This window comes from Streptomyces sp. NPDC018026 (assembly GCF_044327745.1).
GTDB lineage: Bacteria > Actinomycetota > Actinomycetes > Streptomycetales > Streptomycetaceae > Streptomyces > Streptomyces rubrogriseus.
Genome location: NZ_JBIRFY010000002.1, coordinates 668,961 through 692,422 on the forward strand (window position 1 = coordinate 668,961; position 23,462 = coordinate 692,422).

Consider the following 23,462-nt stretch of genomic DNA (forward strand, 5'->3'; position numbering starts at 1 on the left):
AGGAGGGAGGGAAAGGAGGGAGGGGACAGGGAGGGAGAGGACAGGGTCACGGGGCGGGACGGCTGCCGGGGAGATCGTCCCGGTGGCGGCCGAGGTTGATCCTGACCCTGGACTTCTTCGGTCCGTCGTCCGTCACGGCCGGCGGCCGGTGTCCGGAGCGGTCCGGCGGGTTGAACTGCACCCGGCTCCTGCGAGGTCCGTCGGACGTCGCGGAACCGGCGCGCTCTGGGCCCGGACCGGGGGCGGCCGGGCGTGGCTGCGGTGTGCTGTGGAGCGTGCACAGCTCGGTGTCCGTCAGCGCCGCCAGGAACGCGGCGACGGTGGGCCGGTCCTTCGGGTCGGCCGCCGTCATGGCCGCGATCAGCTCCTGCGTCGGGGTGCCGAGCCGTTCGTCGGCGACCAGCGGCTCGGCCGCGTTCACCGCGTCCGCCGGGGATCCGTAGCGGCCGGAGTACGCGGGCAGCGAGCCGGTCAGGTAGAGGTGCGTCATCAGGCCCAGCGCGAACACGTCCGCGGCCGTCGTCAGGTCCCGGGCCGGTACGGACTCGTCGCCGCGCACATAGCGCCGCCACTCCGGTGCGCCGAACAGCGAGTCACCCGCGATGTCCTCGCGGGCCGGAGGACGGCCGGAGAGATACGAGTCGTCGAAGTCGATGAGCTTGGCCGTGTGGAAGGCGGCGGCCTTCCGCTTCTGGACCAGGACGTTGGCCGTCTTCAGATCGCCGTGCACCACGTCGATGTCGTGCAGCAGCCGCAGGCTGATCGCCAGCGTCCTCAGCAGGACCGCCTTCTGCTTCGTGCCGAGCGAGTGCGGATCCGCCAGGCCGGCGGTGTCTATGCGTTCGGTCACCTTGTAGTAGGTGCTGCCCGCGTGGAAGAAGTCGGTGGCGAGCACCAGGTTGCCCGCGCCGCTGGCGTCGGGACGCAGCAGCTTCATGATGCTCCGGTGCCGTTCCTCGAATTCCCGGCACGTCTCCAGCCTGATGCGCCGGCTCGCGGCGCTGCCTGCGGAGCCCTCGCGGGGGCGCTTCGGTTCCAGGAAGCGCTTGAGGAAGTACTCCTTGCCGTTCTTCTCGGCGAAGGCCCACACGCATTTGCCGCCGTCGGCATTGGTCGGCTCGGTGACGACCCGGTACCCGCCGATCACATCACCCGGCTTCACTCACGCACCTCCGGCATGAACTTCTCGTACGAGGGTCGGTAGGTCCGCCAGGTCCGGTCCTGCCAGCCGCGCACCGCCTCCGGGCCGTGGCCCGGCGGGACGTCGAGGTACCCGCTCCGGACGACCTCCGCGTGCCGCTCGGCGAAGGCTTCCCGCAGTCGGCCGAAGTCCGCGAAGCCGAGGGCCGCGAGGGAGAGCGACGCGTCGTCGCCCGTGGCCGGCTGGATGGCCCGGCGCAACAGCTCGGCCCACTCGCCCACGTCCCGGGCCCGCCCGAGCGTTTCGAGCAGCAGGCACTCGAACTGCGCGGGCGTGTGCACGTAACCGAAGAAGCCGTCGGTGGCGGCCAGCAGGACGCACGGCTCGTGGAACTCGCCGCGGTGGGCGGACAGGGTGAAGTCGCGGTCCGCGCAGATCACGTTCGTCATCGGCGGGTCCTGCCGGAGCTGGGCGAGGGCGTCGTCCTCCCGGGTGTCGTCCCGGGTGAGCGCGTGCAGTCCGCCGACGGGAAGCAGGGCGTACGACCGGGAGTCGCCGGCCCAGACGGTCTGCCAGTGGACGCCCTCGTCACCGGCCCGGTACCGGACCGCGGCCAGGGTGGTGGGCAGTACGCGGCGCATGGACCCGGTGATCTTGCTCCGTGCTCCCGTCGGAGCCGCGTGCAGCATGGTCCGCAGGCAGTGCTTCAGGTGCGGCAGGGAGTCCGCCTCCTCGGAGGCCGCGACGCGCTGGAACCAGCACTCCGTGGCGAGTCGGGCGACCCGGGCACCGGCCCAGGCACTGGTGTACGTCGCGCCGTCGGGCCCGCGCCAGGCAGGGGCCGCTCCGGAGCCGCCGGAGCCGTCGAAGACGGCCAGCAAGCCGTTCCCGGTGGGCCGGTGGTACGCCGCGAGCGGTTCGGCGTCCTCACCGTGGCCGGGGCGGCGCTCCGTCCAGACGACGAGGGCCTGGAGGCTGCCCTCGGCGGCCGACCAGGTCAGATGGCCGGAAGGGGAGCGAGGACGGCCCGGCGGAAGGGTGGGCCTGGGCGGAATGATCACGTGCGTCCACCGTCCCGGCGGTCGCGCCGCCCGTCGTCCGTCGTCCCGGCGCCCCGCACCCTGCTCACGCGACGCTCCGGCGCGGACACCGGGGGCGGCGGCGCGTCGGGCGGCCGGGAGGGCCTGGGCGGTGGCAGTGGTTCCTCCTTGCGTGCCACCACCTCGCCCGGCAGTACGCCGGATCCGCCGAGCCCCGGCGGCGCCGCGGGCGGGCGGTGCGGTATTCCGCGCACGCGGCTTTTGCCGGGTCCGGCGGACGGTTCCCGGCGGGGGAGCAGTTCGGCCCGGGCTCCGTGCAGCCGGATGTCCGCGTCCCCGGTGAAGTCCCGCAGGGCGGCGTTCAACGCGTCCTGCAGTGCTGCCCGGGACCGGCCGGCGCCGTATCCGCGCGACACGTTCCGCAGCCGTTCGCGAAGAGGGCCGTGCCATACGGCGCTCATGTCCCGGATGCCCCGTGCCACCACGGCGCCGGGGTCGGCCACCCGGCACATCAGCTCCACCCGGCAGTGGAACGGTGCGGACGCCCCGCGTCCGGCCAGTCGCAGATCGAGAACCAGCCGGTGCTCCGTCGTGTCGACCAGGAACATCCGCCGGTACCCGCCCGCCCGGAGCTCGGGCACCGGCTCTCCCGCACGGACCGTGCGCATCGGCCCGGCGTCCGGCACCAGTACCAGCGCCCTGCCCGGCTGCGGCGTCGGCAAGGGGCCGGGCGGACGGGCCCGGGGCAGCGTCCGGCCCTCGACCACCGGGTCGTACGTCGGCGCACGCGTCACCATGCCGGCTTCCGGTGCCCGGCCGCGGCCCTTCGGTGTGCCCCCGCACGGCGCTCAGCCATGGCGCCTTCCGCCATACGTCTTCCTCCCGTGGGACACGCGGCGCGGGGCTGCCGCTCCGGCGGGGGGCCGTACTCGTCCCCCGACCCACGAAGCGCCCGCCCTGATCGTTGAGCCGCTGAGTGATCTACAGGGCCTGCGCTGCCGATTTCAGCGTGTCCCGAGTTGTTCAGCAGCCCGTTCCGGGCGGCTGAACAACTGACGCGTTCTCGTCTTCGTCGTCCCGTTCGCCCTCCGCCTGGGAGGGCGTGGTGTGCGGCACCTCGGGGGTGTCCGGCTCGTCGTCGCGTTCGCCCTCGGCCTGGGACGGGGTCGGCTCGCTCATCGTGGTACCTCCTCCTGCCGGGCGGTCACGGCACGGGTACCCCGTCCGGCGGAGCGGCACCATCGGCCCGGCAGTACCTAGAGCGGCGCCCACCAGGTGACCGTCGTCCCCCGCCCCTCGCCCCCGGCGCCCGTGCCGTCGTCGGCGACCCGCAGGCGCACGCCGTCCCGGCCCTCCGGCGAGCGGGCCGGCGTCTCGACGGTGACCTCGACGCGGGAGACGTCCGGGCGCGCCGACGCGGCGGCCAGCGCGTCGCGCAGGGCGGTGAGCAGGCGATCGGCGACCCGGTCGGGCACCCGGGCGTCGACGGGGCCCCTGAAGTGCGTGGACGGCGCGGTGCCGAGCCGGGCGGCGGCGGACGCGGTCTCGCGCAGGACCCGGCCGCGCAGCCCCGCCGGAGGGCCCGCCGGGGGCTGCTGGAGGGTGAGGATCGCCGTGCGGACCTCACGGACCGTGGAGCGCAGCTCGTCCACCGCGCGGCCGAGGATGTCACCAACGTCGTCGGCACCCGGGCGGCGCTGGGTGGACTCCAGCATCATGCCGGTGGCGAACAGCCGCTGCACGACCAGGTCGTGCAGGTCCCGGGCGATGCGGTCGCGGTCCTCGTAGACCGCCAGCCGCTCCCTGCCGCGCCGGGCGTCGGCCAGCACGAGGGCGAACGCCGCCTGCGAGGCGAACTGCGTCGCGAGCAGCCGCTCCAGGTCCGTGTACGGGCGTCCGCCGCGGCGGCGGGGCAGGGCGAGGGTGCCGATGAGCCGGCCGCCCGCCTGCAGGGGCAGCATCATGCTCGGCCCGAACCGGTGCCGTACGTGGGTCGTCATGCGCGGATCGGTCGCCGAGTCCTCGATGAACACCGGCTCGCCGCCCAGGAGCTGTTCCAGTACGGGGCTGCCCGGCGCGATGGTCGCGCCGACCATGCCGTCCGGGTCGTCGGGCGTGGAGGCGGTCACGATCGCCATGCCGCCCTCGGCGGTCGGATGCAGGATGACACCGGCCGAGGCGCCGGCGAGCAGCCGGGCCCGTTCGGCCACCGTGGTCAGCGCGTCGCCCGCGCCCTCCTCGGTGAGCAGCGCGGTGGTGACGGCGGCCGCGCCCTCGATCCAGCGTTCCCGCTGCCGGGCCGTCTCGTACAGCCGGGCGTTGCCGATCGAGACACCGGCCTGGGTGGCCAGGACCCGCAGCAGCTGCTCGTCCTCGATCGTGAACGGGGCCGCCCCGGGCCGCCCGGTCAGCCGCAGCTCGCCGAACTCCTCGTCCCGCACGTGGACCGGCATCCGCAGCAGGGGCGCCGTCTCCGGTACGGGGCGGTCCGGCCCCGGGGTGCGGATTCCGGCGAGGCCGCCCGCGTCCGGGTCCGCGACGACCAGGACCGCGCGGTCGGCACCGGTCAGCTCGGCGGCGCCGTCGACGATGTGCTGCAGTACGCCGCGCAGGTCCAGGGCGGTGCCGACGTCCAGGAGGGCCTCCAGGAGACGGGCCAGTCGGGGCGCGGGCTGCGCGGTCATGCGTCGGGCTTCCTCGGTTCCTCTGCTCCCCGGTTCCTCTGTTCCCCGGTTCCCCGGTCGCCGACCGGTGGCGCGGATCAGTCGGAGTCGGAGTCGGAGAGCGGGTCGGAGCCGGCGGTCGTCGGGTGCAGGACCAGCGGCTCCACCCGGCCCTCCAGCATGCTGCCGAGGCCCTGGACCGCGCACACGTCGGGCCGCTCCGCGATGTGCACCGGCATGCCGGTGGCCTGACGCAGCATCTGGTCGAAGCCCGGCAGCAGCGCGCTCCCGCCGACCATCATGATCCCGCGGTCGGCGAGGTCCGCGACCAGGTCGGGCGGGCAGTCCCGCAGCACCTTGCCGATGCCGTCGAGCACGGCCGTCAGCGGGGTCTGGATGGCGTTGCGCACGGTGGCGGTGTCCACCCGCACACTGCGGGCCAGCCCGGTCGCCACGTCCCGGCCGTGGATCTCGGTGGACGCCGGTCCCTGCGGGGTCAGCCCGTTGCCGGACAGGGCGAGCTGCAGCGGGCGCACGGACTGGCTGGGCAGCACCAGCTCGTGCTGGTGGCGCAGCAGCTGCACGATCGCGTGGTCCACGGCCTCGCCGCCCACCGGAACGCGCACCGCGGTCACGATCGAGCCCAGGGAGAGCACCGCGACCTGCGTGGCGTGCGCGCCGCACACCATGATCATGGTCGCCTCGGGCTGCTCCACGGGCAGTCCGCAGCCGACCGCCGCCGCGATGAGCGTGTCGACGAGTTCCACGCGCCGCGCGCCGAGCCCGACCAGTGTCTCGATCGCCGCGCGCTGGGACAGCGGATCCGCGTCGTGCGGGGTGCAGACGGCGGCCCGCAGCCGGGGCTTGCGGCGCAGGGCGCGGCGGATCCGGTCGCCGAGCAGGTGGCGCAGCATGCGCTGGGCCATCTCGATGTCGACGACGGTGCCGCCGGAGACGGGCCGCACGACACGGATGTAGCCGGGGGTGCGGCCGGTCATCTTCTCCGCGAACTCGCCGACCGCGATGAGCGCGCCCGTGCGGGTGTTGACCGCCGCGGCGGACGGCTGGTCGACGACGAGCCCGGCACCCTTCACGTACACGCGAGTCCGCGCCGCGCCCAGGTCGACGGCGAAGTGGCAGCGGCGCAGCGCCTCCAGACTGGCGGTATTGGCAGTACTGGCGGTCATGGCGAATCCTCCCGAGAGCGCGGACCGTGCGGGGCCGCCCGGTGGCCGGCCTCTTAGGCACCGATCGTGCGCGGCCGCGCGGGCGGGCGCCCGCTGGAGGGGGCCGGGCGGGGGGCCGCTGAACGAGGGGCGTTCCCGGCGCGGCCCGGGAGGACCGCGCCCGGCCGGGTCAGCGCGGGTCCGCCGCCGGGCCGGGGCGCCCGCCGTCCCCGACCAGGTGGTACCAGCCGGTGTCGTCGGCCAGCGGGCGGAAGAGGTCCGGCGGGAAGGCGGGCCCGTCCTGGGCCTCCTCGCGCACCTCGTCGTAGTACAGGGAGTCGGAGAGCGCGACGACGGCCTGCGCGGAGGAGGCGTCCAGGACCGCGCCGACCGCATCGGCGTCGGCCCGGCCCAGCGACTGCTCCCCGGTCCCGTCCAGCCCGAACTCCACCTGCCAGAACTCGATCCGCAACCGCAGGCCGGCCAGGCGGGCCAGCCGTCCGGGCAGACCCTCGACGGTCGCCCTCAGGAGCGGGGCGGCCTCCGCCCGCGGCGCCAGCAGCACGTGCGGGCCGCCGGGTTCGTCCACCAGTTCGTAGGCGGCGGCGTCCGTCCCGCTGTCCGCCAGCAGGTCCACGACCAGGCCGTGCAGTGCCGCGCGGGCGTCGCGGTCCGCCGGGCCGTCGGCGAGGGTGTAGCGGGCACAGGCGCGGAAACCGGTGTCGAAGTCGGTCCAGGGCGGCTCCTCCGGTTCCTCTTCCTCCGGTTCCGGATCCCCGTCCGGATCCAGTTCCAGTTCCGGCTCTGGCTCCGGTTCCGGTTCCGGGCCCTCGCCGCGCAGCGCTTCCCGCGGTGCCGCCCGGCTCTCCGCCCGTTCCTCCCTCGCGTCCCGGGCCGTGTCGTGCTCGGCGTCGTCGTCCAGCAGGGGCGTCCAGAGGCCGTCCTCCGTGGGGAAGGGGCCCTCCGGCAACTCGTCCGGCGCGGACACCATCGACTCGGGGGCGTCCGGCTCCGCGCGGCGCCACTCGTACTCGGTCCACGGCGACGCGTCGTCCACCGGCTCGGCGTACTCCTCGCGCAGCTCCCGGCCCAGTGCCGTCAGGGCCGGGCTCCGTCCGCCGGACAGCTCGTACTCCTCGTACACCTCCAGCGCCTCCTCGTCCCGGCCCTGACGGCGCAGGGCGATCAGGTAGAGGCGGCGGAAGTCCTCCCGGTGCGGGTGGGCGCGCAGCAGCCCGGACAGTTCGGTGGCGGCCCGGTCGTACTCGCCGAGCACCAGGTCCAGCTCGGCGCGCTTGGTGTGCAGGGCGAGCCGCAGCCGCAGCAGGCGGGTCCGGGCGGTGCGGGCGGCGGGACCGGGCACGTCCGCGAGGGGCTCGGCGTCGCCCCACAGCGACAGCGCGCCGGAGACCAGGCCGTGCGCCTCGGCGAGCGCGCCCTCCAGCCGGGCCGCGTCGGCGCGCCGCACCAGCTCGTCGCAGCGCACCAGGTCCAGCTCGTCGGCGCTGGTGTGCAGGGCGTAGCCGTGGGCGGCCGTGGCCAGGACGCCCGGGCCCAGGATCTCCGCGAGCCGCTTGGCCAGCCGGGTCGTCTCGCCCCGCGGGTTGCGCGGCTCGTTGCCCGGGTCCCACAGGCCCCACCGCAGCTCCTCGTGGGTCACCGTGCGGCCGTGCTTGAGGAGCAGCATCGCGAGCAGCGCGCGCACGTCCCGCGGCAGGTCGGCCGGGCCGTCCGGGAGGCCGACCCGCAGCGGGCCCAGGGCCCGGTACCGGCGCGGCGCGTACGCCTCGCCCGCGCGGGTGAGCAGCGCCGGGTCCCCGAGCAGTTCGAGGCCCCGGGCCTGGGCCGCCGGCGACGGAGACAGCAGCTGGTCGAAGGCGTGCGCGCAGTGGATCCGCAGGGCGGTGGGCAGCCGGTCCAGGCGGCGGGAGTCGATGGGGACGGCCGGGCGCGAGATCCCCGACGTCAGCCGCAGCAGCACCTCGCACAGGGCGCGCAGGTCCGCGGAGCGGGCCCCGGGGGCCGAGGCCAGACCCGGTTCGAAGAGGCTGAGCCGGACCGTGCCGTCCGGCAGGAGGACCACCCGGGACGCCTCCAGGCCGCCGTGCGCCAGACCCGCCCGGTGCAGGGCGGTGAGCGCCCGTGCCAGCTGCGCCCCCACGGACACCGTCAGCGGCACCGGCAGCCGTCCGTCCCCGGACCGGGTGAGGGCGCCCAGCGCTATGCCGTCGAGGTGCTCCATGACGACGTACGGGACGTCGCCCTCGATGCCCGCGTCGAGCACGGTCACCAGGTTCGGGTGGGAGAGCCGCGTCAGCCGGCGCGCGTTGCGCAGGAACGCCTGGCGGGCGGCCGCGTCGGGCGCCGGGTCGTGCAGCCGGATCACCACCGTCCGGCTCGCGGGCGCCGGGCGGTCCGCCGCCGTCCGGTCGGACGCGGTCCGGTCCGGTGCCGTCCGGTCCGGTCCGGTGTCCTCCGCCAGCCAGATCCTGCCGGACGGGGTGAGCCGCCGGGTGGGCCGGTAGCGGGCGCCCAGGCCGGGAGGGAAGGGCGAGGGGGCAGGGGGCCGCTCCCGCACGGTCAGCTGCCGGGCGCTCTCCTCGCTGATCGTCGCGAACGACTCGCCCGTGCCGGCCCGCTCGGTGCCCTCCCGGGAGGGGATCAGCGCGCGGAACTCGCCCGGCGAACGCCCCGCCCGGTCGTCGATCAGGCCGCCGGTGCGCAGCAGCAGGTCGTGGGTGCGGTTGCGGGCGGTGCGGGGCAGCCCGCGCAGGAGCAGCTCGCGCACCCCGGGGCGGAAGGCGTAGGAGCCGGGCGGCCCGGCGACCGTGGTCAGCAGTCCGCCCAGGATGACCTCGGCCAGGTGCTGGGGCCGCGGATCCGGCTCGACCGCGGCCTGCACCAGCCGCATCACGGGCAGGTCGGGGCGGCCCAGCGCGAGGTGGCCGGCCAGCCGGTAGGCCGGCGGGGAGGCGCTGGCGCGGAAGCGCAGGACGAGTTCCTCGGGCGACAGCCGCGCCACGTCGGTGCGGTCGTCGGCGTCGGCCGGCAGCGGGTGGTGCAGCGCCGCGGCCGCACCCGGGTACGGGGTGCCGCCCGGGCTCGCGACCAGGGCGGCCCAGTTCGCCAGCCACTCGGGCCCGGGCTCCAGCACGGGGACGTGCACGGTCCCCTCGGGGGCGCGGGGCGCGGCGGTGTCGTACGGCGTGAAGGCGAGCGAGGCGCTGGGCGCCGCCCGGTGCGGGGCCGACAGCCGGCCCGGGACCGGTGGCAGCGCGGTGTCCCGCCACAACTGCTCGGGCAGCGGCTGGAGAACCGCCAGGGGCGTGCGGCGCGCCCAGCGGCGCAGCGTGGCGAACCACCGGATGCCGTCCGGGCCCGCGCGCCACTGCGGTCCCATGCAGTCGCTGATCAGCAGCATCACCGTACGGCCGTCGGCGGGGAGCTGGGCGCCGTCGCCGCGGACGGTGCCGTCGGGGTCCGCGCGGTGCAGGGTGACGGTGCGGAAGACGCCCGACTGGGCCAGCGCGGCCTGCAGTTCGCGCACGAGGGGCTGCCAGACGGGCATCGTGGGACCCGCGTCCTGCACCAGGTGCAGGCGCAGCCACCGTTCCCGTACGGGGCGCAGCACGGGCAGCCACCACTCGGGGCCGGCGCCGAGGCGCGCGATGCGGTCGGCGGTCGCGGCCTCGTCCACCTCGTGGCCGACGGGCGCGTCGGCACGGCGCTTCAGCGGACGCAGGGCACGCTGCAGCGCCAGCGTGCGGCGCAGCATCGGCGGTGCGGGCGCGAGCAGGGCGCTGTGCGGCTGCGCCGCCGAGGTGCCCGGGGCGGGGGCCGGGGACGGCAGGCGCAAGGGGGTGCGGGGGGCTTCGGAGCGGGGAGCGGGCCACACCGGCCCGTCGCCCCGGGGCCCTTGCCCCGGCCCCCGGTCCTCGTCCGGGTCCCGCTCCCGCTCCCGGTCGCCCTCCTGGTCCCGGTCACGCTCCCGGTCGCCGGGCCTGTCCCGCTCCTGCTTCCGGTCCGGCTCCCGTTCCTGTCGCCGGTCCCCCTCGGGGGCCTGATCCTGAGCCGGGGTCTCCATCTGACCGGCCAGCCACAGGAGTTCGGCCAGCTCCAGCGGCGTCGGGCGGGCACCGGTGGCCGTCGCCCGGCCGAGGAGGTCGGCGAGGCGGGGCAGGGGCGGCGGGTCCGGTGCGCCGGGGCGGTCGGTGGGCATCAGAAGGCGTCGGGCTGCGCGGACCGGCCGAGGTAGGGCATCAGCTGCTCGGCCAGCTCGTCCAGGGAGTCGGCGCCCAGACCGGAGGAACGGGCCAGGTAGATGGCGTTGAGCAGCTGGTCCGTGGCCAGTTCGCCGCTGCCCACCCGGGACAGGAACCGGTGGATCAGCTGCCGCGCGTACCCGTCGGGCTCGCCCAGGTGGGCGCGGACGATCTCGGCGAGGTGGTCGTCGTCGGGCTGCCGCAGCCGCAGTGAGACGCAGCGGCGCAGGAAGGCGGGCGGGAACTCGCGCTCGCCGTTGCTGGTGAGGACGACGAAGGGGAAGGCGCTGCACCGGACCCGGCCGCGCTCCACCGGCACCCGCTGGTCGGTGCCGTCGACCAGGACCTCGGCGTGGCCGTCGGGGATGTCCCGGGAGGCCCGGACGAGTTCGGGGATCTCGTACTGGCCCTCCTCCAGGACGTGCAGCAGGTCGTTCGGCAGGTCGAGGTCGCTCTTGTCGATCTCGTCGATGAGCAGGGCGCGGGGCCGGGCGTACGGCAGCAGGGCGGTGCCCAGCGGGCCCAGCCGCAGGTGGTCCTCGACGCCGGTGGCGGCGGCGGGGGCGTCGGACGGCCGCGTGGTGTGGCGCGCGGCGTAGAGGCGGGAGAGCGGGTCGTAGGTGTAGAGGCCGTCGCCCAGGGTGCTGCGGCTGGTGATGTTCCACCTGAGCACGGGGCCGAGGCGCAGTTCACGGGCGACCGCGTAGGCGAGGGACGACTTCCCGGTGCCGGGCGGACCGGTGACCAGCAGCGGACGGCGCAGGTACAGGGCCGCGTTGACCAGTTGCACCGTGTCCTCGGTGGCCTGGTAGGTCGCGGCACGGTGGGCGCGGTCGGGCGAGGCGGCCGCGCCGTCGCCGTCCGCGTCCGGCGGATCGAGCACGGGGCCGCCGTCGAAGGCCCGCCAGGGCGGGGGCGGAGGGAGCCGGGTGATGCCGTCGTGGGGGGCAGGCGCGCCGGTGTAGACGGGCCACAGGGGCATGGGTTCTTCTCTCCGTGCGGTCGGTGCGGTGATGGGATCGGTGGCGGTTCAGCCGACCGGGGAGTGGAGCAGGGCGGGCGGCTCGGCGAAACAGCGGGGGTCGTCCCACAGGAGCTGGACGTCCCGCGCCCAGTGCTCCTCCGGGACCTCCGCCGCGTCCGCCGTCTCGCGCAGCTCCATGACCAGGCGGGGCAGTTCGGCCGGCGGCACGCCCGCCACCGACGCCGCCAGCTCGTCGAGGAACGCAGTGCCGGAGCAGCGGCCGTCGGGTCCCTCCTCGCCGGGGCACTCCCGCAGCGGCCACAACAGCACGGGGACGGGCAGGTTGAGGCCGACCTCGAAGTACTCCGGTGCCGCCGAGGGCGGGGTGGCGAAACCGGCCAGCTCCGCGTCGTCCCGCAGCCGTTTGCGCAGCCCGGCCGGCCGCTCCCGGGTGCCGCAGTCCACGCGGTGCAGGGTGCCGCCCGTGCCGGACCCGAGCCTGCGCCACTTCTTGTGCAGCTGGTGGCGGAGGCGCCCGCTGCGATGGCGGTACCGGTCGGTCACCACCAGCGGGTAGGCGCAGCCCAGCGGCGTGGAGTCGTCCTCCCCGCACTCCCAGTGCGCCACCGGTTCGTTCAGCCACTCGCGCGGGAGGACGAAGGTGAGCAGTTCGTCGGCGCCGGGATCGAGCTGGGTGAACGCCTCGTCGATGCGTTCCTGGACGAAGGACCGCACCGCGCCGCGGGCCAGCCGGCGCGAACCCACCGGGCGGCGGCGGCCGTCCCGGTAGGCGGACACCTCGACGGTGACCTGGTCGGCACCGGCACCGCTGCGGTCGATCTCCACGACGATGGGCGACCAGGTCGCGGGCCGCGGCGCCGGATCGGGCGGGGCGTGCAGCCGCTCGGTCAGCCGGTCGGCGAAGCGGGCCACGGCCGCCGGGTCCGGCACCTCCCACTGCACGTAGGCGGCGGCCTCCCGAAGGGAGCCGAAACCACCCTCCGGCAGCGGCGGGTCGAACGCGTCCATCGCGGACACGTACAGCCGGTTCGGGTCGCAGTCCAGGCCGCTCTCCTCGGCCCGGCGCACCAGCGCGTACAGCCGCCTGCGGGCGTCCGCCCGGTGGCCGGGGGTGGGCACCAGCTCGCCCAGATCCGGCCAGTAGCGCGCCATGACCTCGACGGGCAGCATCCTGCCGACCCGTACGTCCCGGGCGCCGGCCACGGCGGAGACCATGCCGACGACCGTGCCGTCGGCCAGCGTGAGCGCCGCGCCGCTGAACCCGGCGGCCAGCGGCTGCCCGTGCGCCGTGACGGCCTCCAGCTGGACCCACTCGTCGGAGATGAGGGGCCCGGGCAGGGCGCGGTAGGAGGCGAGCATGCCCTCGTCGTACCCCTTGGGGAAGCCGTAGGCGATCAGTTCGGGGACGGGAACGGTCCGCTCCGTGCCGGGCCGGGCGAAGACGGCCGGGGTGAGCGGCACCTCCCGGTCCAGCTCCAGTACCGCCAGGTCGCCGAGGTCGGCGGCACCCTCCCGCCAGCCGCCGTGCACGACGACCGTGCCGGACAGCTCGCCCAGCTCCCGGCGGCCCGGGAAGGTCACCGTCACCGGCGCGCGGTCGGCCCACCGGACGACATGGGCGCAGGTGAGCAACCGGCGGGCGGAGACGAGGAATCCGGCGCCGACCTCCCGGCCGCACTCGACGCGGGCGTGCCACGCGGCACCGCTCATGACAGCGCGGCGGCGTCCGGGGTCCCGGGACCCGCCGGGGACGGCCGCGGTTCGGTACGCGCGGCGGACGGCTCGGGCGACCAGCTCAGCCGCACCACCAGATGGCCCTCCGCCGAGCCCTTCGCGATGACCGCCCCGGCCTCCGCGCTCAGCTTGACCCCGAACTCCAGCTCCACGGCGTCGGGTCTGAGCGAGCCGTCCCGGAAGACCCGCAGCGCGGACGCGGCCGCCGCCCGCACGCCGTCCAGGGAGTCCTCGAAGGTGCGGGCCGCGCGGGCCGGACCGTCGCCGCGCGAGACCAGCCGCGCCCCGTCCTCGTCCTCGACGCCCTCGACGACCACCCGCACGCCGTCCTCGGTCCTGAACTCGACCAACCCGTCCATGACGCCGCTCGCTCCCCGTGTGCCGTACGTGTCCGTGCGCAGCACCATTGTGACGGACGGTACTCGGCCGTGTCCCGTCCCCGGCCGCCGGTCCGTTCGGACGCTGGCGGAAACCCGCCAAGGCGACCAACCGCCGCTCCCGGGCAACTCCCCAGCCCCGCAAGCCCCCTGAGACTGCTCCCAGCACTCTTCACCGCACTCTACGACGACACGAAGAGAGACGTGGATGAGCACAGGACCAGTCAGACGCGGGGCGACCCTCCTGTCGGCGGGACTCGTGATCGCGCTGCTGCCGGCCGGGACCTCGGCGGCGCAGGATCCGCCCCCCGACCCGGCGCGCTCCCGAACGGCGGCCGCCCGCACGGCCGCCGCCGCCGACGCGGCCCGCACCGTCACCCTCGTCACCGGCGACCGGGTGACCGTCACCGACCTCGGCGGCGGCCGGAAGACGGTCGCGGTCGAGCGGCCCGAGGGCGCCACCGGGGCCGTGCGCACCAGCAGCTCCGGCGGCCGGACCACCGTCGTACCGGACGAGGCCCTGCCGTACCTGCGCGACGGCAGCCTCGACGAACGGCTCTTCGACGTCGGGGAGTTGCTGGAGCAGGGGCTCGCCGACGGCGAGACGGGCGAGCTGCCGCTGATCGTGACCTACGGCAAGGGCGCGCGGGCCGCCACCCCGCGGGGCGCCGAGCGGACCCGGTCGCTGCCCAGCGTGCGCGGGGCCGCCGTGGAGGCCGACAAGGGGCGCGCATTCTGGCGGGAATTCACCCGTGGCGGCGCCGGTGTCGAGGGCGTGTGGCTCGACGGGCGGGTCACCGCGGACATGGCCGAGTCCAACGCGCAGATCGGCACGCCCGAGGCCTGGGAGGCGGGGCTGACCGGCAAGGGCGTCACCGTGGCAGTGCTGGACAGCGGCGTGGACGCCGGGCACCCCGACCTCGCGGGGCGGATCGCGCAGAGCAAGAGCTTCATCCCCGGCGAGGAGGTCGCCGACCGGCACGGCCACGGCACGCACGTCACCTCCACCGTGGGCGGCAGCGGCGCGGCCTCCGACGGCAAGGAGAAGGGCGTCGCGCCCGGCGCCACGCTCGCGGTCGGCAAGGTGCTGGACGACGAGGGCTTCGGCAGCGAGTCGGAGATCATCGCGGGCATGGAGTGGGCCGCCCGGGACGTGGACGCCGACATCGTCTCCATGAGCCTCGGCTCCACCGAACCCAGCGACGGCACCGATCCGATGGCCGAGGCCGTCAACTCCCTGTCCCGCGAGACCGGCGCGCTGTTCGTGATCGCGGCCGGGAACACCGGCGCCCCCTCCTCCATAGGCTCGCCCGGCGCGGCCGACGCCGCCCTCACCGTGGGCGCGGTCGACTCCGCCGACCAGGCCGCCTGGTTCACCAGCGCCGGACCTCGGTACGGGGACAACGCGCTCAAGCCCGACCTGTCGGCCCCGGGCGTCGGCATCCTCGCCGCCCGCTCCCGGCTCGCCGAGGGCAGCGGCGACTACACCAGCATGGACGGGACGTCGATGGCGACGCCGCACATCGCCGGCGTGGCAGCCCTGCTCGCCGAGGAGCACCCGGACTGGACCGGCGCGCGGCTCAAGGACGCGCTGATGTCCACGTCGAAGGAACTGGACGCTCCCGCCTACCAGTTGGGCGCGGGCCGGGTCAGCGTGCCGGAGGCCGTCGGCGCCGGCGTCACCGCCACCGGCAGCGCCGACCTGGGCTTCTACTCCTGGCCGTACGAGGCCAACGAGCCGGTCACCAGGGCCGTCACCTACACCAACTCCTCCGACACGGACGTCGAGCTGAAGCTGTCCGTGCGGGGCGCCCCCGAGGGCGTCGCCACCCTCGCCGACACCTCCCTCACGGTGCCCGCGCACGGCACCGCCTCGACCACGGTCACCGGGGACGGATCCAAGGCGCCGGTCGGCAGCACGAGCGGGCAGGTCGTGGCGGCCGACGCGAGCGGGAAGACCCTCGCGCACACCGCGTTCGGGCTGGTCAAGGAGGGCGAGCGGTACACGCTCACCGTGCACGTCAAGGACCGCTCCGGCGCTGCGACCCCGGCCGACCTGACGGTCCAGCAGCTCACCGAGGGCGTCGACCCCTTCCCGGCCCACGTCGGAGAGTCCGGCACCCTGAAGCTCCGGCTCAAGCCCGGCACGTACAGCCTGTCGTCCTTCCTGGACGTGCGCGGCAGCCACGGCGCCGACTCCCTCGGCCTCGGCTTCCTCGCCGCCCCGGAGGTCGTCGTCGACCGGGACCGCGAGATCACCCTGGACGGCCGCGAACTGCGCGAGATCGGCGCCGACGTCGACCGGCGCACCGAGACCCGGCAGCTCCTCATGGAGTACGACCGCAGCGCGAACGGCTCCGACCTGTTCGGCGCGGTGCAGGTGCCGCTGACGTACGACAGCATCTTCGCCGCGCCGACCGGCAAGGTCGCCCGGGGCGACTTCGAGTACCGCACGGTGTGGCGGCTCGGCAAGCCGCTCCTCGAGGTCAAGGGGATCGGCGAGGCGACCGTCCAGTCCGGCGGCACCCTGATCGAGGGCCGCACCCGGCTGCCCCTGGTCGACGTCGGGGCCGTCGGCGCCGGGCCCTTCCCGGACGGCGTACGCGGCAAGGCGGTGCTCGCGAAGCTCACCGACGGGACCGAACCGGCCGCGCTCGCCCGGGCGGCGCAGGAGGCGGGCGTCAAGGCGCTGTTCGTCACCGACGACGCCCCCGGACGGCTGATGTCGTGGTGGGGCACGGACGACAACGCCGACCGGCCGCTCCAGATCGCCACCGTCTCCGCGGCCGACGCCCGCCGGCTGCACGGGGCCGGACGGGTCGACATGACCGGCACCCGCAACACGCCCTACGTGTACGACCTGTCCGAAGGACACGAGGGCGCCGTGCCCGACCGGGACCTCACCTACGAGCCGGGCCACCGCGACCTGGCCGTGCTGCGCGCCAAGTACCACGGCGACGAACCGTCCAGCGGCGGCGAGTTCCGGTACTCGATCACCGACACCTTCCCGATCGGTCTCGGTTTCCGGGAGCGGATCGACTACCCGGTCGAGCGCACCGAGTACGTCTCCACGGGGCCGGACCAGCTCTGGCACGAGACCGTGACCAGCGCCGACGGGGCGTTGGAGGAGCGCGGCGGACTGTCCGGGTACCGGGGAGGCTCGCGTGCGGAGCTGAACTGGTTCAAGCCGGTGTGGCACCCCTACCTCGGCACCGGGCTCGGCTGGGGACAGCAGCGGGCCGGGAACCGGCTCCAGTTCAACGCGCCCGGCTGGGGCGACTCGGGACCCGACCACACCGGTTTCGGCGACGTGTGGAGCGAGGGCAGCGGCATGACGCAGACCACGTCGGTGTACCTGGACGGCGAACTGGTCGACCAGGGGCCGAGTTCCGCCGCGTACGTGTGGGACGCCCCGGCCGACGAGCACGCCTACCGGCTCGTCACCGACACGACGCTGGACGCGGCACGCTGGCCGCTGGCGACGAAGGGCCACTCGGAGTGGACCTTCCGGTCCGCGGCCACGCCGGACGACCGGTGGACGTTCCTGCCGCTGATCAACCTCTCCTTCGACGTGGACACCGACCTCGCGGGGAAGGTGCGCGCCGGCAAGAAGCTGCGGGTCGGTCTCGACGCCGCGTACGTGGCGGGCGCCCCGGACACCGGGAGGCTCGGCGGCGGAAAGCTGGAGGCGTCCTACGACGGCGGGGCGACCTGGCACCAGGTCCGGCTGCGCGGCGGTGACGGGGAGGCGTCCTGGCACGGGACGCTGAGCGTGCCGCGCGACGCCGAGCACGTCTCGCTGCGGGCCTCGGCGCGCGACGACCGGGGCGGCTCGGTCACCCAGGAGATCGTGCGCGCGGTGGCCGTGCGGTAGGCACGCGGACGGCGCCGCCTCCCTGGGACGGGGAGGCGGCGCCGTCGGGTTCTCGGACCGTCAGACCAGCCAGCCGACGAAGTGGACGAGGCCGGCGAGGATGTCGGTGAGAAGGTTCATGATCGTGCAGCTCCTTGCGCTGTTCATGTGCGGGACCGCGGGGCCCCGCCGGGACTACCTGGGACATGTGCGTCAACTACGGTCTGCAGCCCGTTGCTTGCACACCGTAAGTATCGTTGGTCCCTGCAGTCACATACGCTCTTCAGAGCGACGATCACCTGTTCCAGGGAACACCTGCTCGCTTGTTCGGATCACGCCAAGCTCGGCCAAGTCCTGCGGACGCAGCCGCAGTTGACCGGCCGTCGCCTCCACCTCCGCCGGCGGGCGCTTCAGGATCGCCGCCGCGTGCTCCGGCGCGATGACGGAGAAGTAGCTGTCCGGGGTGGCCCACGTGCTGCCGGGCGCGGCCAGCGCCAGCGCCCCGCCCGAGCCGCCCTCGCCGATCACCAGCGTGGTGACCGGCGTACGCACCGAGGCCACGGCGCCGAACAGGTCCGCGATCGCCGGGCCCGCCCCCGCCCGCTCCGCCTCCGCGTCGTTGGCCGCGCCCGGTGTGTCCACCAGGGTCAGCACCGGGATGCCGAGCCGGTCCGCGAGGTGGACCAGCCGGGTCGCGGTGCGGTACCCGGCGGGCCGGGTCGCCGTGCCCGTCTGGGCGGCGTACGCCACCGTCCGCCCCGCGTGCGCGCCGAAGCCGCACAGCATGCCCTCCGGGTCCCGGCCGCCGCAGCGGTCGCCGGACAGGGCGACGCGGTCGGTGAAGTAGGCGTCCAGGTACGCCCCGGCACGCGGACGTCCGGCGGCGCGGGCCCGGCGCACCGCGTCCCAGCCGCGGGCCGGCAGGTCCCGCGCGCCCAGCGGCCGAGGCACCGGTGCCGGTTCGCCGGACGGCGCCGTCAGCAGCCGCAGCCACCGCCCCAGCGTCGCGCGCAACTCCCCGGGCGGCACGACCGCGTCCGCGCTGCCCGCCGCCACCTGTGCCTCGGCCGTGTACGCCGCCGGGTCCGCGTCCGGCGGCCGGACCCGCGACCCGGCGAAGCCGACCTGGGCGCCGGGCAGGGCGAGGACCACGTCGGCGCCCGCGCCCAGCGTCGCCCAGCCGCCGCCGGTCGCCGGGTCCCGCACCACCGCGATCTGCGCGAGACCGGCCGCGCGGGTGAGCGCCGACTGGCGGGCCACCCGCTGGAGCTGGGTCAGCGCGAGCATCCCCTCCTGCATCCTGCTGCCCCCGGTCGCCACCAGCGGCACCACCGGCAGCCGGTGTTCGCGGGCGTACGCGTACGCCGCCTCAAGACGGTCGCCGGTGCGGTGCCCGAGCGAGCCGCCGAGGAAGCCGAACTCGAAGGAGACGAGCACGGCGCGGGTGCCCTCCACCAGGCCGGTGCCGCAGACGACGGACTCCGTCTCGCCGGTGCGCTCGGCGGCGCGGGCCCGCGAGGCGTCGTAGCCGGGCCAGCCGAGGGGGCCGTCGGGCCGCCACGGGCCGTCCGCGTGCGGGAGTTCGGTGAAGGTGGCGTCGTCGGTGACCAGGGCGAGGAACTCCCGCGCGGTCGGGCGCTCAGCCACGGTCCAGCGCCCGCTTCATGATCTTCCCCATGTCGTTGCGGGGCACCGCGTCGAGGTACCGGACGACGCGCGGCCGCTTGTGCGGGGCGAGCCGGGCGGCGACGTGGTCGGCCAGCGTGCCGAGGGAGGGCGGCGCGGCGGGGTCGGCCGGGACGATCCAGGCCACGATCCGTTCCCCCAGGTCGGGGTCGGGCTCGCCGGTGACGGCGGCCTCCCGGACCTGCGGGTGTTCGAGCAGGGCGTTCTCGATCTCCCCGGCCCCGATCTTGTACCCCCCGCTCTTGATCAGATCGGTGGCCTTGCGGCCGACGATGCGGACATAGCCGTCGGGGTCGCGCACCGCCATGTCGCCGGTGCGGAAGAAGCCGTCCTCGGTGAAGGCGGCGGCGGTGGCGTCGGGGCGGTTCAGGTACTCGGTGAACAGGTTCGGGCCGCGCACCTGGATCTCGCCGACGCTCTCCCCGTCGAGCGCCGCGATCGGCGTGCCGTCCTCCTCCACCAGCCGCAGCTCCACACCGGGCAGCGGCACGCCCACCGTCCCGGCGCGCGGCTCGCCGTCGGCGCGCACGCTGGTGTTCATCAGCGTCTCCGTCATGCCGTACCGCTCGATCACGCGCCGCCCGGTGGCGCCGGCGATCCGCTCGTGGTCGTGCACCGGCAGCGCGGCCGACCCCGACACCAGCAGCCGGGCCCCGGCGAGCGCCTTCGCCAGCTCCGGGTCCTCGGGGAGCGTCTCGGCGATCCGGTGGTACATCGTCGGCACCCCGAAGAGCATGGTCGCGCCGTCGTTCAGCTCCCGCGCCGCGCCCTCGGTGGAGAACCTGCCCAGGTGCCGCACGGACCCGCCCCGGCGCAGCGGGCCGAGGATGCCGAGGACCAGCCCGTGCACGTGGAACAGCGGCAGCCCCTGCACCAGCACGTCCTCGCCGGTCCACTGCCACGCGTCGGCGAGCGCGTCCAGGGTCGTCGAGAGCGCCCGCCGGGGGATGACGGCGCCCTTCGGCGGTCCCGTGGTGCCGGAGGTGTAGACGACGAGCGCGGGGTCGCCGTCGTCGGCACCGTCCTCGGGGACCGCCCCGCGGGCCCGCACGTCGACGTCGACGCGCTCCAGGGCCCCGAGGGCGGGCGGGAGTTCGGCGTCCGGGGGCGCCAGGACGAGCGAGGGCGCGCTGTCGGAGAGGATGTGCGCGAGTTCCTTGTCGCCGGACTTCGGGTTGAGCGGTACGGCGGCGACCCCGGCCAGCAGCGCCGCCACCACGGCGACGCCGGTCTCCATCGCCGGGGTGGCCCAGACCGCGACCCGGGCGGCGCCGCCGAGCCGCCCGGCCGTGGCGCCCGCCGCCGCGGCGAGTTCCGCGTAGGTCAGGGAGCGCTCGCCGAACCGCAGCGCGGGCCGGTCGGCCGCGGCGCCGGTCGGGGCCGGGGAGAGGGCCGGGAAGAGAGAGGACACGCGTCGTACTCCTTAGCTGTTGCCCGAGAGCGGTCGCCGGCCGTTGCCGGCGAGCTGTCGCTCAAGACTGCCGGTTCACCGAGGGGGTCCTGGAGGTCCTACCCGAAACCGGGCACGACCAGCACCAGCCAGGCCAGCGCCGGCACGGCCGCCACCACGATGCCCCCGTAGACCATCAACTGCCGGAAGAAGCGGTCGCGGTCCACGTCCGGGGCCGCGGCCAGCACCAGCGCGCCGTTGGTCGAGAACGGGCTGACGTCCACCACCGTCGCCGACACCGCGAGCGCCGCCACCATGCCGGCCGCCCCGATCTCGCCCTGCGCGAGGAACGGCACCGCCAGCGGGATCAGCGCGCCCATGATGCCCACGGAGGAGGCGAAGGCCGAGACGATGGCGCCGATGTAGCAGAGCAGCACGGCGGCCAGCAGCGGGACGCCGATGCCGCCGACGCCCTCACCGGCCCAGGTGATGGTGCCCATCTCCTCCAGTACGCCCACGTAGGTGAGGACACCGCAGATCAGCAGCACCGTGGACCAGGCGATCTCGCCGACGGCACGGCGGCTGTCGTCCGGCCAGGCGGTGCTCAGCACCACGGCGAGGGTGACCGCGGTCAGACCGGCGTCCAGGTCGAAGCCGAGCACGGCCACGACCAGCGCGACCAGGGCGACCAGGGTGGCGATGCGGGCGGGGGTGAGGCGGATGCCGGTGCCGTCGGCGCCGCCGCCGGTGTCCTGGTCGGGGCGGACGGCCACGGCGGTGGGGGCGCCGCCGCCGGACCCGGGGGCCGCGCCGCTCGTGCCGCCGGTGGGCTCGGTGCTGCCGGTGGGCTCCGTGCCGGTGCCCTTGCCGGGGGCGCCGTCGCCCTCCGGCGGCACCGCCCCGCGCGCCCACAGCTTCCGCCCGCCGAGCACCGCGAACAGCACGGCGGCGATGAGGAGGTTGGCGACCAGCGAGGCCAGGAAGAGGCCGATCTCGCTGCCGGGGAGCTTCTCCCGCTCCACGATGCCGTTGACGATCGAGCCGTAGATGCTGATCGGCGAGAACCCGCCGGCCTGCGCGCCGTGCACCACCATCGTGCCCATGAGCAGCGGGCTGATCGAGTACCGGGTGGCGAAGCTCAGGGCGATCGGCGCGACGATCGCGACCGCGGCCGGACTGACCGCGCCGATCGCCGTGAGCGCGCCGGTCAGCGCGAACATCACCCAGGGGATCAGCGCGACCCGACCCCTCACCAGCCGGACGGCCGCGTGCACCAGCCAGTCGGTGGTGCCGTTGGCCCGGGCGATCGCGAACAGATAGGTGACGCCGACGAGGACGACGAACAGGTCGCCGGGGAACCCGGCGAAGATGCCGTCCGCGTCGAGGTCGGCGACGAGCGTGCCCACCCCGAACGCGGCGGCGAAGGCGAGCGCGCCCATGTTGACGGAGCGGGTGGTGGCGATGACGAACACCACGACGAGGACGAGGATCGAGATGAGTTCGGGGGACATGCGGGGGCTCCCGAGTGCTGACCTGACTGCCGATGGGAATGGCCGAGAGAAGGGCTGAGAAAGTGGCTGAGGAAGTGGACGAGTGGCTGAGCCACTTGGGTGGTGCGGTTGGCTGGTCAGCGTGGGCCCGGCCCGGGGTCACGTCAAGGGGTCGCGCAAGAATTGGCTCAGCCACTCGGCCACCGGGCCACCCTCGGCCCCGGTGCTACGCTCCCGTCGAGAGGGGGGACCTCATGACCGACGCCCTGCGCCCCATGACCAGACAGCGCCTGTACGAACAGGTGCTGGAGCGGCTGCGCCAGTACGTCGCCGACGGCGGCCTGCGGGCGGGTGACCGGCTGCCGCCCGAGCGGGACCTGGCCCAGCGCCTCGGTGTCAGCCGCGCCTCGGTGAAGCAGGCGATCGTGGTCCTGGAGGTGCAGGGCCTGGTGGAGGCACGGCACGGCGGCGGGACCTATCTGGTCCGGGACAGCCTCGATGTCGAACCCGTCGAGAAGATGGTCGAACGCCGCCGACGCCTCCCGGACGTCCTGGAGGCCAGGGAGGCACTGGAGACCAAGCTCGCCGAACTGGCCGCCGAGCGCCGTACGGAGGACGACCTCGCCGCCATGCGGTCCGCGCTGGCCGTGATGGCCGAGGAGATCGACCGGGACGGGCACGGCGTCGAGGGCGACCGGCTCTTCCACGCGGCGGTGACCGCGGCGGCGCACAGCAGCCTGCTCGCCGAGTTCATGCGCTCCATCGCCCACCAGATCGCCGAGAGCCGCACCGAGTCCCTGCGCCAGCCCGGCCGCCCCGGCCGCTCCCTGGCCCAGCACCGGGCGATCCTGGACGCCGTGGCCGCCCGGCAGCCCCGGCAGGCGGCCGCCGCGATGCGCCGCCACGTCCGTACGGTCGCCAAGGTCCGCCTGCTGGACTGGGACCCGGAGGACGAGCGCTGACCGGGCCTTCGCTATGCGCCGACGGCCGTGCGCTGGAGCAGCCCCCAGGTGAACTCCGCGACCACCTCGTGCCGTACGCCGTCGCGGTCCGGGGCGGTGAAGGCCAGCCCCCACCGGGTCGGGGCCGAGCCCTGGAGCGGCCGGGCGGGGGCGAAGGCGCGGGCCGCCTCGTCGACCGTGCAGGACCAGGGCGTGAGGTCGTCCAGGGTGCGCAGTTCGGGCCGCTGCGCGCCGGGGGCGCGGACCAGCCACTCGGTCCAGACGACGCCCTTGTCCGCGACGAGCACCTCGAAGCGCAGGTCCGGCCACAGGGGCAGCGCCCACTGCCGGGCCTCGCACTCCAGGTCGCCGATCCGGCGCGGCGCCACCGACTCCGGCTCGCCCAGGACGGAGCGGTACCGGGCGGCGGCCGAGCGGGACCGGGGTGAGTGGAGCATCGCCTGCCAGCGCCGGTTGGCCTCGCGCATGTCCGCGACCGACGCGCCCAGCTCGCGGCGGGCGTCCTCCACCGGGCCGGGGTTGTGGTCGGCCATGCGACGCAGCAGGACGAGCTGGAAGTCGCGCGGGGTGAACGGTTTCGCTGGCTGCTTTCCGGTCGGCATGGCCACCATCATCACCCGCCCATTGCCCAGGCAAACGCGGTATGAGTAGCCTGTGTTCGTTATTCCGATCGCCTGTTGAAATCTCGAACACACCTAGGGAGGGGGCTGGAC

The 23,462-nt window shown here is 75.3% G+C and carries 16 protein-coding genes; 2 read left to right on the forward strand and 14 right to left on the reverse strand.

Annotation, left to right across the window (positions count from 1 at the left end; translation table 11 throughout):
• Positions 1-46: 46 nt before the first annotated feature.
• From ACH4D3_RS08610 to ACH4D3_RS08655, 10 genes are all read right to left on the reverse strand, one after another.
• Positions 47-1,162, reverse strand: a complete 1,116-nt coding sequence (locus ACH4D3_RS08610; protein ID WP_398318111.1) for a protein kinase — start codon at positions 1,160-1,162, stop codon at positions 47-49.
• Positions 1,159-2,202: a serine/threonine protein phosphatase gene (locus tag ACH4D3_RS08615; RefSeq protein WP_398318114.1), complete on the reverse strand. Its 1,044-nt coding sequence runs from the start codon at positions 2,200-2,202 to the stop codon at positions 1,159-1,161. The genes ACH4D3_RS08610 and ACH4D3_RS08615 overlap by 4 nt, the downstream gene beginning before the upstream one ends.
• Complete coding sequence (locus ACH4D3_RS08620; RefSeq protein ID WP_398318117.1) at positions 2,199-2,978, reverse strand: hypothetical protein; 780 nt, start codon at positions 2,976-2,978, stop codon at positions 2,199-2,201. The genes ACH4D3_RS08615 and ACH4D3_RS08620 overlap by 4 nt, the downstream gene beginning before the upstream one ends.
• 226 nt (positions 2,979-3,204) lie before the next feature.
• The gene (locus ACH4D3_RS08625; protein WP_398318119.1) at positions 3,205-3,360 is read right to left on the reverse strand and encodes a hypothetical protein; all 156 of its coding nucleotides are present in this window, start codon (positions 3,358-3,360) and stop codon (positions 3,205-3,207) included.
• Between the two features lie 77 nt (positions 3,361-3,437).
• Complete coding sequence (locus ACH4D3_RS08630) at positions 3,438-4,865, reverse strand: GAF domain-containing protein (protein WP_398318122.1); 1,428 nt, start codon at positions 4,863-4,865, stop codon at positions 3,438-3,440.
• Between the two features lie 77 nt (positions 4,866-4,942).
• Positions 4,943-6,031 carry a rod shape-determining protein gene (locus tag ACH4D3_RS08635; RefSeq protein WP_398318125.1) on the reverse strand — a complete coding sequence of 363 codons (1,089 nt, stop codon included), beginning with the start codon at positions 6,029-6,031 and terminating at the stop codon, positions 4,943-4,945.
• A gap of 169 nt (positions 6,032-6,200) precedes the next feature.
• Positions 6,201-10,229: an SAV_2336 N-terminal domain-related protein gene (locus ACH4D3_RS08640; protein ID WP_398318128.1), complete on the reverse strand. Its 4,029-nt coding sequence runs from the start codon at positions 10,227-10,229 to the stop codon at positions 6,201-6,203.
• Positions 10,229-11,254 (reverse strand): AAA family ATPase, encoded by a 1,026-nt coding sequence (locus ACH4D3_RS08645; RefSeq protein WP_398318131.1) that lies wholly within the window; start codon positions 11,252-11,254, stop codon positions 10,229-10,231. Before ACH4D3_RS08645 ends, ACH4D3_RS08640 begins: the two co-directional genes overlap by 1 nt.
• 48 nt (positions 11,255-11,302) lie before the next feature.
• Entirely contained in the window at positions 11,303-12,967 is a 1,665-nt protein-coding gene (locus tag ACH4D3_RS08650; protein ID WP_398318134.1) for a trypsin-like peptidase domain-containing protein, read from the reverse strand.
• Positions 12,964-13,350, reverse strand: coding sequence for a CU044_2847 family protein (locus ACH4D3_RS08655; RefSeq protein WP_398318941.1), 387 nt, complete (start codon positions 13,348-13,350; stop codon positions 12,964-12,966). The genes ACH4D3_RS08650 and ACH4D3_RS08655 overlap by 4 nt, the downstream gene beginning before the upstream one ends.
• Positions 13,351-13,576: 226 nt before the next feature.
• On the opposite strand from ACH4D3_RS08655, the gene ACH4D3_RS08660 reads away from it, so the two are divergent.
• Positions 13,577-17,242: a S8 family serine peptidase gene (locus tag ACH4D3_RS08660; RefSeq protein ID WP_398318137.1), complete on the forward strand. Its 3,666-nt coding sequence runs from the start codon at positions 13,577-13,579 to the stop codon at positions 17,240-17,242.
• A 249-nt stretch (positions 17,243-17,491) separates the two neighbouring features.
• Here ACH4D3_RS08660 and ACH4D3_RS08665 read toward each other — a convergent pair whose 3' ends face one another.
• The 3 genes from ACH4D3_RS08665 to ACH4D3_RS08675 form a co-directional block, all read right to left on the reverse strand.
• Positions 17,492-18,868 (reverse strand): carboxyl transferase domain-containing protein, encoded by a 1,377-nt coding sequence (locus tag ACH4D3_RS08665; protein WP_398318140.1) that lies wholly within the window; start codon positions 18,866-18,868, stop codon positions 17,492-17,494.
• A complete protein-coding gene (locus ACH4D3_RS08670) occupies positions 18,861-20,318 on the reverse strand; it encodes an acyl-CoA synthetase (RefSeq protein WP_398318143.1) in 1,458 nt (485 codons plus the stop codon). Before ACH4D3_RS08670 ends, ACH4D3_RS08665 begins: the two co-directional genes overlap by 8 nt.
• Before the next feature lie 98 nt (positions 20,319-20,416).
• The gene (locus tag ACH4D3_RS08675; protein ID WP_398318146.1) at positions 20,417-21,808 is read right to left on the reverse strand and encodes an SLC13 family permease; all 1,392 of its coding nucleotides are present in this window, start codon (positions 21,806-21,808) and stop codon (positions 20,417-20,419) included.
• Positions 21,809-22,041: 233 nt separating this feature from the next.
• Between ACH4D3_RS08675 and ACH4D3_RS08680 the strand changes: the two genes are divergently transcribed.
• A complete protein-coding gene (locus ACH4D3_RS08680; RefSeq protein WP_398318148.1) occupies positions 22,042-22,749 on the forward strand; it encodes a FadR/GntR family transcriptional regulator in 708 nt (235 codons plus the stop codon).
• A gap of 11 nt (positions 22,750-22,760) precedes the next feature.
• Here ACH4D3_RS08680 and ACH4D3_RS08685 read toward each other — a convergent pair whose 3' ends face one another.
• Positions 22,761-23,363: a hypothetical protein gene (locus ACH4D3_RS08685; RefSeq protein WP_398318150.1), complete on the reverse strand. Its 603-nt coding sequence runs from the start codon at positions 23,361-23,363 to the stop codon at positions 22,761-22,763.
• Between the last annotated feature and the right edge of the window lie 99 nt (positions 23,364-23,462).